This window comes from Bradyrhizobium sp. ERR14 (assembly GCF_014198235.1).
Taxonomy (GTDB): Bacteria; Pseudomonadota; Alphaproteobacteria; order Rhizobiales; family Xanthobacteraceae; genus Bradyrhizobium.
Genome location: NZ_JACIHD010000003.1, coordinates 51545 through 65499 on the forward strand (window position 1 = coordinate 51545; position 13955 = coordinate 65499).

14 protein-coding genes are annotated in these 13955 nt (G+C 63.9%); 11 read left to right on the forward strand and 3 right to left on the reverse strand.

Annotated features, from left to right (window positions below):
* Positions 1–8 precede the first annotated feature (8 nt).
* Entirely contained in the window at positions 9–1256 is a 1248-nt protein-coding gene (locus tag GGD62_RS10155) for an MFS transporter (RefSeq protein WP_183708299.1), read from the reverse strand.
* Between the two features lie 195 nt (positions 1257–1451).
* Between GGD62_RS10155 and GGD62_RS10160 the strand changes: the two genes are divergently transcribed.
* Positions 1452–3518, forward strand: a complete 2067-nt coding sequence (locus GGD62_RS10160) for a prolyl oligopeptidase family protein (protein WP_183708301.1) — start codon at positions 1452–1454, stop codon at positions 3516–3518.
* A gap of 184 nt (positions 3519–3702) precedes the next feature.
* Here the strand turns inward: GGD62_RS10160 and GGD62_RS10165 are convergent, their stop codons facing one another.
* Entirely contained in the window at positions 3703–4374 is a 672-nt protein-coding gene (locus GGD62_RS10165; RefSeq protein WP_183708304.1) for a DUF938 domain-containing protein, read from the reverse strand.
* Between the two features lie 267 nt (positions 4375–4641).
* On the opposite strand from GGD62_RS10165, the gene soxX reads away from it, so the two are divergent.
* Genes soxX through GGD62_RS10200 form a run of 7 tightly spaced genes read left to right on the forward strand, consistent with a single transcriptional unit; the run spans position 4642 to position 9235 of the window.
* Entirely contained in the window at positions 4642–4968 is a 327-nt protein-coding gene (gene soxX / locus GGD62_RS10170) for a sulfur oxidation c-type cytochrome SoxX (RefSeq protein WP_409333941.1), read from the forward strand.
* A 25-nt stretch (positions 4969–4993) separates the two neighbouring features.
* Complete coding sequence (gene soxY / locus GGD62_RS10175) at positions 4994–5485, forward strand: thiosulfate oxidation carrier protein SoxY (protein ID WP_183708306.1); 492 nt, start codon at positions 4994–4996, stop codon at positions 5483–5485.
* 13 nt (positions 5486–5498) lie between these two features.
* Positions 5499–5810 carry a thiosulfate oxidation carrier complex protein SoxZ gene (soxZ, locus tag GGD62_RS10180; protein WP_179740109.1) on the forward strand — a complete coding sequence of 104 codons (312 nt, stop codon included), beginning with the start codon at positions 5499–5501 and terminating at the stop codon, positions 5808–5810.
* On the forward strand, positions 5810–6673 hold the full coding sequence (gene soxA / locus GGD62_RS10185; protein ID WP_183708308.1) for a sulfur oxidation c-type cytochrome SoxA: 864 nt from the start codon (positions 5810–5812) through the stop codon (positions 6671–6673). The genes soxZ and soxA overlap by 1 nt, the downstream gene beginning before the upstream one ends.
* Entirely contained in the window at positions 6670–6975 is a 306-nt protein-coding gene (locus GGD62_RS10190; RefSeq protein ID WP_183708310.1) for a hypothetical protein, read from the forward strand. The genes soxA and GGD62_RS10190 overlap by 4 nt, the downstream gene beginning before the upstream one ends.
* A gap of 53 nt (positions 6976–7028) precedes the next feature.
* Positions 7029–8780 carry a thiosulfohydrolase SoxB gene (gene soxB / locus GGD62_RS10195; protein ID WP_183708312.1) on the forward strand — a complete coding sequence of 584 codons (1752 nt, stop codon included), beginning with the start codon at positions 7029–7031 and terminating at the stop codon, positions 8778–8780.
* Positions 8777–9235, forward strand: a complete 459-nt coding sequence (locus GGD62_RS10200; protein WP_018316821.1) for a hypothetical protein — start codon at positions 8777–8779, stop codon at positions 9233–9235. The genes soxB and GGD62_RS10200 overlap by 4 nt, the downstream gene beginning before the upstream one ends.
* A 177-nt stretch (positions 9236–9412) precedes the next feature.
* Here GGD62_RS10200 and GGD62_RS10205 read toward each other — a convergent pair whose 3' ends face one another.
* Positions 9413–11662: an ABC transporter substrate-binding protein gene (locus tag GGD62_RS10205; RefSeq protein WP_183708314.1), complete on the reverse strand. Its 2250-nt coding sequence runs from the start codon at positions 11660–11662 to the stop codon at positions 9413–9415.
* 217 nt (positions 11663–11879) lie between these two features.
* Between GGD62_RS10205 and GGD62_RS10210 the strand changes: the two genes are divergently transcribed.
* The 3 genes from GGD62_RS10210 (at position 11880) to GGD62_RS10220 (ending at position 13940) form a co-directional block, all read left to right on the forward strand.
* Positions 11880–12407 (forward strand): hypothetical protein, encoded by a 528-nt coding sequence (locus GGD62_RS10210; RefSeq protein ID WP_409333939.1) that lies wholly within the window; start codon positions 11880–11882, stop codon positions 12405–12407.
* A 248-nt stretch (positions 12408–12655) separates the two neighbouring features.
* Positions 12656–13693, forward strand: a complete 1038-nt coding sequence (locus GGD62_RS10215) for an MBL fold metallo-hydrolase (protein WP_018316818.1) — start codon at positions 12656–12658, stop codon at positions 13691–13693.
* Between the two features lie 79 nt (positions 13694–13772).
* The gene (locus GGD62_RS10220) at positions 13773–13940 is read left to right on the forward strand and encodes a hypothetical protein (RefSeq protein WP_018316817.1); all 168 of its coding nucleotides are present in this window, start codon (positions 13773–13775) and stop codon (positions 13938–13940) included.
* Positions 13941–13955: the final 15 nt, after the last annotated feature.

The window sequence follows — 13955 nt, forward strand, 5'->3', positions numbered from 1 at the left end:
CCTGCCAGTCAGATCGCATCCGGGAACTCGCCCATCGCCGCCTCCAGCCGCGCCTTGCGGCGGCGGGCCCAGGAGACCAGCGAGAGCACGGCAAGGCCCAGCACCACCGGCGGGAACACCACCAGGTTCACCGCCGACCAGCCGTAACTGGCGAGCAATTGCCCGGAGGAGAACGAGCCGATCGCCATCATGCCGAACACCAGGAAATCGTTGAAGGCCTGCACCTTGTTGCGCTCCTGCGGGCGGTGCGTCTCCAGCACCAGGGCGGAGGCGCCGACGAAGGAGAAATTCCAGCCGACGCCGAGCACGATCAGCGTGGCCCAGAAATGCATCGCGGTGAGACCGGAGAGGCCGATGCCGGCAGCGCCGGCCTCCAGCAGCAGGCCGGCGGCCACGACTTTCGGTGCGCCGAAGCGGGCGATCAGCGTGCCCGTGAAGAAGCTCGGCCCGTACATCGCGACGATGTGCCATTGAATGCCGAAATTGGAATCGGAGACGGACAGGCCGCACATCTTCATGGCGAGCGGCGCCGAGGTCATGACGAGGTTCATCATGGGATAGGAGATGATGCCGCACAGCGCCGCGGCGATGAAGCGCGGCTGGCTCACGATGGCGCGCAGCGGCCGGCCACCATGCAGATCGGCCGGTGCGGGCTTGGGCATATCGACGCCGGCGACGATGCCCATCGCGATCAGCGCCACGGCGGCCTGCACCAGGAAGCTGAAGGCGAACAGATAAGGCTGCCAGACGTCCATGGTCCATTGCACGAGCTGCGGACCGAGCACACCGGCGAACACGCCGCCCGCCATCACCCAGGACACAGCTTTCGGCCGGTAGGCCGCGCTGGCGCCGTCGGCGGCCGCGAAGCGATAGGATTGCGCCACGGAGCCGTAGAGGCCGCCGAGGAAGGTCGCGATGCAGAACAGCGCGAACGAGCCGTGCAGGATCGCGAACGAGCCGAGCACGCCGGTGAGCGTGCCGAGAGCGGTGCCGATGACGAAGGCCGCGCGGCGGCCGAAGCGGTGCGAGATCGCGCCGGTCGGCAGCGTTCCGGCGGCGAGTCCGACCACATACATCGAGATCGGCACCGTCGCGAACGACATGTCGGGCGCGAGCGTGGAGCCGACGATCGCGCCGGTAGCGAAGATCACCGCCGAATTGGCACCGGTCAGCGCCTGGGCTGCAGCCAGGCGCACCACATTGGCGCGCACGCGGGCGTCGTCGGCGATTGCATGGGCAGAAGTCACGTCAAGCATCGGCTTTTTCTGCCCGAACGGGCTCAAGGGCTGGTTGATTCCCGGCACTATGGAGGGACGCGAGTGGCCGGACAACCGGCGCAAACGGGCGCTGGCCATGCCTCTGACGCAATCGGTGCGATCATAGCAGGCCGCGCACTTGACGGCTTGCGCTCGATCAAATCCTATCCGCCGCTATTTTTCGGAGTTTCGTTCATGACCGTCGACGACAGGCCCACGCTCAGCGCTCCCGACGACGATCCCTGGCTCTGGCTGGAGGAGATCGAGGGCACGCAAGCGCTCGATTTCGTCGAGCGGCAGAACCAGCTGACGCTCGCGGCGTTCGGCGGCAAAGCCTTCGGGCATGACCGCGACATCCTCGCAGCGATCTACGATCGTCCCGACAACATTCCCTATGTCAGCCGACGCGGCAGCGACCTGCACAATCTCTGGAAGGACGCTGCCAACCCGCGCGGCCTGTGGCGGCGGACCACGCTGACGGAATTTCGCAAAGCTACTCCTGCGTGGGAGACCATGCTGGATATCGACCAGCTCGCAGCGCGCGAAGGCGAGGATTGGCTGCTGAGCGGGATCGCCACGACGCCGGGAAGCTCGCGCGCCATTTTGAGCCTGTCGCGCGGTGGCAGCGACGCCGTGACCTTGCGCGAATTCGACCTCGTTGCGAAGGGCTTCGTGGCGGACGGCTTTACACTGCCGGAAGCCAAGGGCGGCGCCGACTGGCTCGATGCCGATACGCTGTTGCTGTCGAGCGCCCATGGCGAGGGTATGGTGACGGACTCCGGATACTCGCGGACAGTTCGCCTGTGGCGGCGCGGCCAGCCGGTCGATCAGGCCGAGATGATCGCCGAGACCACCGCCGATCACATGATGGTCTATGGCGGCGCCGACGACACCGGACCTGAGCCGCGGGTCTGGATCGTCGAGCAGATCGACTTCTTCAATCACGCGGTCTGGCTGCGCGATGCCGCCGGTCGCATGACCAAGCTCGATCTGCCGACCGGCATCTGGCTGCAGGCCCATGGCGACTGGTTCGCGATGAAGCTGCGCAAGGACTGGACGGCCGGCGGGCGGACCTACGCCACCGACACCGTGCTCGGCATCTCACTGTCGGCGTTCCTGAACGGCAGTCGCGATTTTGCGGTGCTGTTCGAGCCGGCGCCGCGGCGCGCGTTGCAAGGCCTGTTCTGGGCCGCGGGCAAGCTCGTGCTGTCGATCCTCGACGAGCTGCGCCCGCGCTTCGAGATCTGTGCGCCGTCCGCCGCGGGCTGGAGCCGCGAGACGCTTGCCGGCCTGCCGCAAATCGGCGTCGTCGACGTCTGGCCGCTCGATCGTCATCCCAGCGAGAGCAACGGCGATCTGCTCGCCAATGTGCAGGATCCACTCACCCCGCCGTCACTGCTGTTGATAGAGCGCGGCGTCGCCAGCCCGATCGTCCTGAAGCAGGCGCCGAAGACGTTCACCGCCGACGGGCTCGTGGTGACGCAGCACGAGGCGGTCTCTGTTGACGGCGAGCGCATTCCCTATGTCCAGACCGGGCCGGCAGGCGAGACCGGCGACACGCCGGTCTATATGAGCGCCTATGGCGGCTTCGCCCATTCGGTGAAGCCGTACTACAATTCCTCGCTCGGCAAGCTGTGGCTGGAGCGCGGCGGCACCATTGTGCAGGCGAACTTGCGCGGCGGCGGCGAGTTCGGCACGCGCTGGCACGACGCCGGCCGCCTCGCCGGCAAGAAACTCTCGCACGACGATTTCGCCGCGGTTGCGGCCGATCTCGTCCGCCGCGGCGTGACGCAGCCGAAGCGCATTGCGGCACAGGGCGGCTCGAACGGCGGCATCCTCATCACCAACATGCTGGTGCGCTACCCCGAGCACTTCGGCGCGCTGTTCTGCACCATCCCGCTGATCGACATGCGCCGCTACACGAAACTGCTCGCGGGCGCGAGCTGGATCGCGGAATACGGCGATCCCGACAAGCCCGAGGAATGGGAGTGGCTGAAAACCTACTCGGCCTACCACAACGTGAAAGCCGGCCAGACCTATCCGCCGATCCTGATCGCCACCACGCGGCGCGATGACCGCGTTCATCCCGGCCACGCCCGCAAGATGACGGCCAAGCTGCAGGCCATGGGCTATGAGGCCTGGTTCTACGAGCCGGAAGCCGGCGGCCACGGCTACGGCAAGGACAACAGGGAACGCGCCGGCTTCGAGGTGCTCGGCTTCCGGTTCTTGAAGGAGAAGATCGGGTGGAGGGATGAAGGGTGATGGGACTCGTTTGGTCGGTGCAGACCAAGGCCGGCTCTTACCTCTCCCGCTTGCGGGAGAGGTCGACGCGCTCGAAGAGCGTGGCGGGTGAGGGTTTTCTCCTCTGGGGGATGTCCCGTTGCGGAGACACCCTCTCCCCAACCCTCCCCCGCAGGCGGGGGAGGGAGCACACCTTCCGAGTCGCTTACCGCTCGAACACCAGCGTCAGATTGTTCGCGGGCATGTCGATCGTATCGACGAGGCGAAGGCCCGCGCCGCGCGCGAGGAGCTCGACATCGCTGATGTCGCGCACGCCCCATTCGGGATTGCCTTCACGCAAGGAGGTGTCGAACACCGCATTGCTGAGCGCGGTGTGCTTGCCGTCGCGCTTGAACGGGCCATAGAGGAACAGCTTGCCGTCGGGGCGTAAGTAGCGGCCGGCGCCGGCGAACAGGCCCTCGGCCACGGCCCAGGGCGCGATGTGAATGACATTGGCGCAGAACACCGCCGCAAGGCTCGTCGGCGCCTGTCCGCTTTTCATCTCCTCGCACCAGTCGGGATCGGTGAGATCGATCCGCAGGGGGCTGCGGATGTTCGCGAGGCCCGTATGGACACGCCAGGCCTCGATGCTCTTGAGGTGGCGCTGGTTGAGGTCGCTCGGCCACCAGATCAGGCCGGGCGTGTGGCGGGCGAAATAGACCACGTGCTGGCCGGTTCCGCTGCCGAGCTCGACCACGTTGCCGGTCAGCCCGGTGAGGTGCTTTTCCAGCGCCGCCCAGATCGGCACATGGTTGCGATGGAACGCCGGTGCATCGAGCCGTCCATCCGGCTCGACCCGTCCGCCATCCCTGCCAAATTCGACGACATATTCAGCCAAGTCAGTCCCCAATGAATGCGAAACAGAAAAGACGGCCCGTAAGGGCCAAACGCCCTAGAATAATTTACTAGTGCCAACCTGTTAGGATGAACAAACGATCTCATCGGTTGCAATGCGCAGGATATTAACTCCATTTTGCCGCGTGCATAGTCTTGATTGTCAGGCGATGCCCTTTGTGCTTTGGAACGCTTATATTTCCGCAAACGAGATCATCGACATAACGCCTGGGACGATGCCTTGACCGCCTTTCCTTGCAAGCTTGCCGTCCTGGTGGCGCTGGTGCTCTCCGCCGGCGCGGCTGTGGCTCCGGCGCGGGCACAATCCGCTGTCGCCGATGGCCAGAAGCTCGCCTTCGATCGCGGCAAGGGCAATTGCCTGACCTGCCACGTCATCAAAGGCGGCGACCTGCCGGGAACAATCGGGCCGGAACTGAAGGACCTCAAGGCCAAATACCCTGATCGCAACGAGCTCACCGCGATCATCTTCGACGAGACCAAGCGCAATCCGCAGACCATGATGCCGCCGTTCGGCCGGAACCGGATTTTGACCGAACAGGAGATCAGCGCGATCGTTGATTTTCTGCAGACCCTGTAACGGCAGGCTGCCCAGGAGACTTGAAATGACCACGACCACCGGCCCGCTTGCGACAAGGCGCCTGATCCTTCAGGGCGCGGCCTCTGTTGCACTGCTCGGCCTTGGCAATCTGCCGTTCGCGGCCACGCCCGCGCGCGCCGCGGCCAACGACAAATATCCGGAAGAGGCCTTCAAGCAGAAGAACGAGGCCGACGCGATCAAGGCGCTCTATGGCAAGACCGCCGAGCCCTCCGACAAGGTCAAGCTGGATGCGCCCGAGATCGCCGAGAACGGCGGCGTGGTGCCGGTCTCGGTGACGACGACGCTCGACAAAGTGACCTCGATCTCGTTCCTCGTGACCGAGAACCCGTACGCGCTCGCAGCGTCCTACAAGGTCGCCGACGGCACCATTCCGCACGTCGCCAACCGGCTGAAAATGGCCAAGACCACCAAACTGGTCGCCATCGTCGAGGCTGACGGCAAGCTCTACAGCGCGACCAAGGAAGTGAAGGTCACCGTCGGCGGCTGCGGCGGCTAGGAGGATCGGTCCGATGGCATCAAGCATTCGCGTGCGCGCAACATCCAACGGCGACGTCACCGAGGTGCAGGCGCTGATCCAGCACCCCATGGATACCGGCCTGGTCAAGGATCCCAAGGGGGAGCTGATCCCCGCGCACTACATCCAGCAGCTGAAATTCGAATGTAACGGCAAGGACGTCTTCGTCGCCGATTGGGGCACTGCGGTCTCCAAGGATCCCTATGTGAAGTTCAGCTTCAAGGGCGCCAAGAAGGGCGACGACCTCAAGATCTCCTGGACCGACAACAAGGGTGCGTCGGATACGACCACCGCGAAGATCGCGTGATGAAGACCCGGTCTGCAGGGCTGCTTGGCTCGCTCAGCGCCGCACTCGTTGCGTTCGCCCTCACCTCTCCGCGCGTCGTCGCGGCCGACAAGGTCGATCCCGTTGCCGACGCCAAGGCGTTCCAGAACTTCTTCTTCCAGAAGTTTCCCGACGTAAAGCACGAGGACTTCGTCAACGGTCCGTATTCCATGAACGCGGACATGAAGCGGCAGTGGCAGGAGAAGGAAGAATTCCCGCCTTACGAGTTCGCGCTCGACGCCGGCAAGGAGATGTTCGCCACCCCGTTCAAGAACGGCAAGACCTATGCCGATTGCTTCCCCAACGGGGGCGTCGGCATCCGCCAGAACTATCCCTACTTCGACGAGAAGGAAGGCAAGGTCGTCACGCTGGAGCTCGCGCTCAACCGCTGCCGCGAGGCCAATGGCGAGGCGCCCTACTCCTACGTCAAGGACGAGATGGCCTCGCTCACCGCCTACATGGCCTTCACCTCGCGCGGCAAGCCGATGGACATCAAGATTCCCGATGATCCCCGTGCGCTCGCGGCATTCGAGAACGGCAAGCGCTATTTCTACACGCGACGCGGCCAGATGAATTTCTCCTGCGCCAGCTGCCATGTGCAGAGCCCGGGCGAGCGCATCCGCGCCGAGGTCCTGGCGCCGGCGCTCGGCATCCTGAACGCGATGCCGATCTACCGCTCCGAATGGAGCGGCATGGGCACCACCAGCCGCCGCTTCGTCACCTGCAACAGCCAGACCCGCGCGGTTCCGCTGGAGCCGCAATCGGACGAATATCGCGACGTCGAATATTTCCTGTCCTACGTCGCCAATGGCCTGCCGATATCTGGCCCGGGAGCGCGGCCATGAAGTGGTCACTTCCCCTCGCCATGCTGCTGGCGTTCGGCCTCGCGACCGCGGCGCGCGCGGCAAATGAAGCGGATTACAAGGCGGCCTACGCCGCCGCCGAAACCGCCTCGAAGGAGGCTGCCGGCTTGCGTAACCAGTGGACCGTGACCGTCTCGACGCTGGCCGCGGCCAAGAAAGCGGCGGATGGCGGCGATTTCGACCGCGCCACCGCCGCAGCCAGGGAGGCCGAGGCGCTGGCAAAGGCGTCGATCTTCCAGGCGACGTCCGAAAAAGAAGCCTGGAAGGCGATGGAAATCCGCTAGACTGGCCTTAACTGGAACAGTCTTGCGACATTGAGGGCGCGGAGAATTTTGGTATGGCGATCCGCCGCCGCGATTTCCTGAAGAGCGCAGGCCTTGCCGCTGCATCGCTCAGTCTGCCGCGGCTTGCGCGGGGCACTGAGTCCGCGAGCATTTACGACCTCGAGCGCTTCGGCAACGCGCGCATCCTGCACATCACCGACACGCATGCGCAGCTCAACCCGGTTTATTTCCGCGAGCCCAGCATCAATATCGGCGTCGGTGAGATGGCCGGGCGGCCACCGCATCTGGTCGGCCGCGCCTTCCTCGATCGTTTCGGCATCCGTCCCGACAGCGCCGATGCCTATGCCTTCACCTGCGTCGAGTTCGAGAAGTCGGCAGGCCGCTTCGGCAAGCTCGGCGGCTTTGCCCATCTGAAGACGCTGGTCGATCGCTTGCGTGGCGATGTCGGCGAGAAGCGTTCGTTGCTGGTCGACGGCGGCGATCTCTGGCAGGGCACCGGGCTCGCCAACGTCATGCAGGGCCGCGACATGGTCGAGGTCGCCAATCTGCTCGGCATCGAAGCGATGACCGGGCACTGGGAATTCACCTATGGCGAGCAGACGCTGCGCGACAATCTCGAGCGCTTCAAGGGCGAGTTCCTGGCGCAGAACGTGTTCCTGACCGAGGAAGCCGCGTTCAACGATGCCCCCGCATTCGACAAGGCCACGGGACGCGTGTTCAAGCCGTCTATCATCAAGGAGATCGGCGGTCACCGGGTCGCGATCGTCGGCCAGGCCTTCCCTTACGTGCCGATCGCGCACCCCAAGCGGTTCACGCCGGACTGGACCTTCGGCATCCGCGAGGAGGAGTTGCAGAAGCATGTCGATGCCTTGCGCGGCACCGACAAGGTCGACGCCGTCATCCTGCTGTCGCACAACGGCATGGATGTCGACCTCAAGCTCGCAAGCCGCGTCACGGGCATCGACGTCATTCTCGGCGGCCATACCCATGACGCCGTACCGCAGCCGATCGCCGTGAAGAACGCCGGCGGCACCACGCTCGTCACCAATGCCGGCTCCAACGGAAAATTCCTCGCCGTGCTCGATCTCGCGATCGACAAGGGCAAGGTCAGCGACATTCATTATCATCTGCTGCCTGTTTATTCCGAACTGCTGAAGCCCGACCCCGGAATGGCCGAGCTGATCGGCCGGCTGCGCGCGCCGCACGTGACCGACTGGTCGGCAAAGATCGCAACGCCTGACCGCCTGCTCTATCGGCGCGGCAATTTCTCCGGGCCCGTCGACGAGCTGATCTGCACGGCGCTGCGCACGGAGCTCGATGCCGAGATCGCGCTGTCGCCGGGGTTCCGCTGGGGCGTCACCGCGCTGTCGGGCCAGGCGCTGACCATGGAGGATCTGCTCACGGAGACGGCGATCACCTATCCCGAGACCTATGTGCAGGAGATGACGGGCGCCCAGATCAAGGACGTGCTGGAAGACGTCTGCGACAATCTCTTCAACGCCGATCCCTATTATCAGCAGGGCGGCGACATGGTGCGCGCCGGCGGGCTCAGCTACACCTGCACGCCGACCGCCGCGATCGGCGGCCGCATCTCCGAATTGAAGCTCCATGGCGGCAAGGCACTCAGCGCCAGCCATCGCTACAAGGTCGCGGGCTGGGCTTCGGTCAATGGCCAGCAAGGCGCGCCGGTGTGGGACGTCGTCGGCAAATATCTGCGCTCGGGCCGGATGTTCCAGGAGCGGCTCGGCTCCGGCGTGACGCTGAAGGGCGTCGAGGACAATCCGGGCATTGCGGGACAAGGATGATGCGGGCGCAAATGTTTCGCGCGATGCTACTGACGCTGCTGGTCCAGGCCGCGATCCTGCCAGCCTTGGCGCAGCAGGTGCCGCTTCAGGACAAGCCGTTCGCAGAGCACAGGATCGTGCTGCAGCTTTCCGACGGTGATGCGAAGAAGCAGGCGCTGGTGCTCAGCGTCGCCAACAATCTTCTGAAGGCGTACGACCCCGACAAGATCGCGATCGAGGTCGTCGCGTTCGGTCCCGGCATCGATCTCCTGCTGTCCGGCAGCGAGCGCCGCAAGCAGGTCGAGAGCCTGATCGCGCAGGGCGTGCGCTTCGACATCTGTCTCAACACGGTGGATACGATCGAGCGCGAGACGGGCAAGCGGCCGGAGTTCATCCAGGCGGCGACGCCGGTGCAGGTGGGCGTGGGGCAGATCCTGTTCCTGGCGGAGAACGGGTATACGGTGGTGCGGCCGTAGGGGGCGGCGCTCCCGCCGAACACGCGTGTACCCAATCCGCCCGGCGGATGACGTCCGCATGACCATCGGAAACGGACAAAGGAGGCGCGCTTGGTCATGTCGGCCAAGGGCCAGATCCGGACTCATGCTGCGAATTTCAAGAAGGTGTGGCGGACCAGCGAGGTATCCACGCTTGCCTCACACGGCATAACGCCGGTAGAGCACGACGATTACAGCGAGTACCGTCCCGGCATAAATGATCCGCGCTGCGTGATCCAAAACAATAGCGGCGCGCTTTCGGCCGGCGTCTCGAAGTTTTTCATGTTTGTAGCCCGCCAATATCGTCATCAGGCATAGTATGAAGAAAATGTAGAACATCTCTTCGACGACCACCGTATATCCGACATCGCCGACCTGACTGGCGACCGTCACGAGCAGCACCGCGCTCGCCAGGATCGAGGTCACTGGAATCGTCACGCGTTCACGAAACATGGTTTCGGGAAAGAACAGCGTCGCGAACACGACGAGCACGAGCAGAAACAGCGGCAACAGGTTCTTCAGCATGTAGATGGCGGAGCTGCGGCGCAGCATGATGGTCGCATCGAAGCCTGCGAATTCCGTCATTGCCTCGGCACCAAACGAGGACGCCTTTCCAAGCGTCGATCCGCTGGACTGAGATTCGACGAAATAGTTCAGTCCGAGAAATCGCCAGAGCTGAAGTCCGGAATAGGCCCCATCCTCGGCCCGCGAGCTTCCGTCGCCGGCGAGGCGCAAGCCGAACCGATCGATGACATAGGTGATGAGTTCCCGCCGCTGCTCCGTGCTCTGGAAACGTAGACGCAATTCCTGCGTGTCGAACGGATAATCATGGAGATCGAAACGGGCTTTGAAATCGCCGTTGATTCGATAGAGCCGATAGCTCAGGCCGTCTTCCTGTCCAATCTGAATCGGCCGAGCCGGATCGAACGCCCCGCGATCCAGCAAGGCCGGGAATTCGACGTGCGTCTGCGCCTCATCGTCCCCGGCGAACCGCATCCAGAGATAGAAGTCGACGTTGAACGAATTTTGCTTCACGTCGACCCGGCTGACGCGAATGATGTCGATGCCGGTATAAACGACGCGCTGAATCCAGTAGTGTCGGTCGCCGAACGTGACGACATGGCCCTTCTCTCGTTCCGCGGCGAGATCGATTCCTTTGGGCTGATCGATGCGCACGAGTTGCAGCGGCGCAGTGACGAACAAACCGTAACGGAAGAAACCCAGTCGAATCGGGCGCGGAATGTCGCGGTTCGCGTTGAAATAGAGCCGCCCAGTCAGCCCGACGACCGCCGATTTCGGATCGCCGATCGCGGCGAGCGCGACGCGCACACGGTCGCGATCTGCGACCTTGCTGTCGGATCGTTTCTGAATTCCCTGCCCCATAAACCGGGGATGTACGGCAGCTCGTTTTAGCGCATCGATCATCAGGCGCGCAGCGTCATACGAGCCGCCGGCAACCCAGCTTGGCAAGGTTCCCGCTTTCGCTTTGTAGTCGGCGGCAAAGACCTGCGCTGCCACGCCGGCACTGTCGAACATCAGCGAGGAAGCAGCATACAGATTCTCGCTGAAGAAACCCGGCTGCGCTTTTTCCTCGGGCTCATTGACGAAATTCTGCAAATAGCTTTCGCGGGCCGCGGCTTGGGATGCAATGATCATTCCCTTGATGCCGCGGCGGCGGAGCGCCTTGACGATGTCTGCGCTAAAATCGGTTGCCGCGCCGACGACAATAACACCGGGCCCGGGCTCCTGCGCGGCAGCGTCCAGCGCCTCATCCGTCGATCCGATCTGACCGGCTGCGACGTCCAGTCCGAACACACGCAACTGCTCCGCCGGATAGGCCGTCGCAAATCCATGCTCAAAACTCTTGCCGTAGGAATCGCGCGTGTGAACGAGACGGACTTTTGGCTCCCTCATCACGGCGCGCAGATATTCCGCGATCGAGCGCGCCTGCACGGAGACCGGCGACAGCGCACGAAAATAATATTCACTGTTGTTTGTCAGATCGTCGGCAGCCGAGCTTCCCGTGAGTGCCGGTATCCGCGCATCCTTGTATATCGGCGCCGCCGCGAGCGACGCGGAACTAAGATAATGTCCGAGCACAGCGACGCACGGGCTGTCGGCAATCGCCTGCGCATTCGCGCGCGCCACAGCTGGATTGCTTGCGTCGTCGAACAGAACGAGCTCAATCAGCCGTCCGTTGACACCGCCCTTGGCGTTCACCTCGTCGATTGCAAGCTGCGTAGCGACCAGGCTTTCCGCCCCGATCGGGGCGGACGGGCCAGAGAGCGAATTGGCGAACGCGATGCGAATAGGCTCTGGGCGCGTCCAGAGGATGGCGGCCCAGGCGACAGCAAGCACCAGGACCACGCCCGCGACAACGGCAAGCCACACTATCGGCCGCTGCTTCATCGTCGATCCTCGCATCGATCGGCATAAGCCGAGATTCGTCAGATCGAAGCCTCAATCAGGCCGAGACTGCCGCCGCTGACAGCGTTTTTCAAGCCCGACCCATCGCCACCGGCCGTCCGCTGACGTCCGGTCCACCCTGATAAGCCGACGAGAAGCGGCTTGGCCCCGGTGTCACGCTGAAGGGCGTCGAGGACAATCCAGGCATTGGGGGACAGGGATGATTCGGGGTCCGATCTTTTGCGCGCTGATGCTGGCGCTGCTGGTCCGGGTCGCGATCCCAACGGCCTCGGCACAGCAGGTGCCGCTTCAGGACAAGCCGTTCGCCGAGCACAAGATCGTGCTGCAGCTTTCCGACGGTGATGCGAAGAAGCAGGCGCTGGTGCTCAGCGTCGCCAATAATCTCCTGAAGGCGTACGACCCCGACAAGATCGCGATCGAAGTGGTGGCGTTCGGCCCCGGCATCGATCTCCTGTTGTCCAGCAGCGAGCGTCGCAAGCAGGTCGAAAGCCTGATCGCGCAAGGCGTGCGCTTCGACATCTGCCTCAACACGGTGGATACGATCGAGCGCGAGACCGGCAAGCGGCCGGAGTTCATCCAGGCCGCGACCCCGGTGCAGGTGGGCGTCGGGCAGATCCTGTTCCTGGCGGAGAATGGATATACGGTGGTGAGGCCCCTGAGGGGGCGCTGCGCTCCCGCGTCGCACTCAGCTGTCGTCCCTGCGAACGCAGGGACCCATACCGCGTGATCTCTCGATCGCGGCGGCAGGCGCACCGAACGGCTGGTCTTCGCCAAACTCCACCCTGGGGTTATGGGTCCCTGCGTTCGCAGGGACGACACTGAACTTGTGGGACGGCCATCGCGTTCAATCGGAGATTCGATCCTGCAAAGCAAAAATCTTCCAAAACTTGCGATCCGCCCAGTGAATTACTTCTCTTTCCGGCCCGGAACGTAGTAGAATCCTCGAAACCAGTTCCACCGCCGGACTTTCCCGCCATGATCTTCCGCCAGCTCTTCGACAGCGTTTCGGGCACCTACAGTTACGTCCTCGCCAGCCGCCCCGGCGGCGAGGCGCTGATCCTCGATCCCGTGCTTGAGAAAGTCGACCGCTACTGCCAATTGCTGCGCGAGCTCGACCTCAAGCTGGTCAAGGCGGTCGACACTCATCTGCATGCCGACCACGTCACCGGCCTCGGCGAGCTGCGCGACCGCACCCATTGCATGACCGTGATGGGCGACCAGACCAAGGCCGACGTGGTGGCGATGCGGGTCGCCGACGGCGACAAGGTGACGATCGAGGGCCTGTCGCTCGACGTGATGTACACGCCCGGCCACACCGACGATTCCTATTCCTATCTGATGGGCGATCGCGTCTTCACCGGCGATACGCTGCTGATCCGCGGCACCGGCCGCACCGATTTCCAGAACGGCTCATCGCGCGCGCAATACGAATCGATCTTCAACCGCCTGCTCAAGCTGCCGGACGAGACGATGGTATTCCCGGCGCACGACTACAAGGGCGACACCGTCTCCACCATCGGCGAGGAGAAGCGCTACAACCCGCGGCTCCAGGTGCGCTCGGTCGACGAATATATCGAGCTGATGGCCAACCTGAAGCTGCCCAATCCGAAGATGATGGACGTGGCGGTGCCCGCCAACATGCATGTCGGCCTGCATCAGGAGGAGCTGGAGAAGGAAGGCCGCGCGCTCAGCGCGGTCGAGGCGATCCGCATTCTCGGCCGGCCCGACATGCTGCTGGTCGATCTGCGCGAGACCAACGAGCGGATGAAGCACGGCATGCTCGAAGGCGCGCTGCATACGCCCTATCCGTCCGTCGAGGAGAGCCTCAAGCCCGGCGGCATGTTGCGCGAGGTCGCGGCCGCCACCGGCCGCCGCATCGTGTTCTTCTGCGCCTTCGGCGAGCGCTCGGCGATGGCGGTGGCCGCCGCCAAGGCGGCCGGCCTTTCCAACACCGCCCATATCGCCGGCGGCGTGGATGCCTGGAAGAAGGCGGGCGGGCCGCTGGTGCACTGACGGCCTGCTTGCGATAGGTCAGAAACTACACATATGTTCCGTATAGGATCGGATGCAGCATCACCATCCGGGAACAGCCATGGCCAAGATCGGCAAGCCAAGCGAGCCGCCCAAAATCGCTGACAAAAAGCGGGCGGAAGACAAGGTGAAGATACCGCCGCCTCCTCTCGATGACGACGACTACGAGGACGGCGACATCGCGACGCCCAAACGCGACCGCTACGGTCCGGATGACGACCCGTTGTGAGGGCGGCCCCAAACT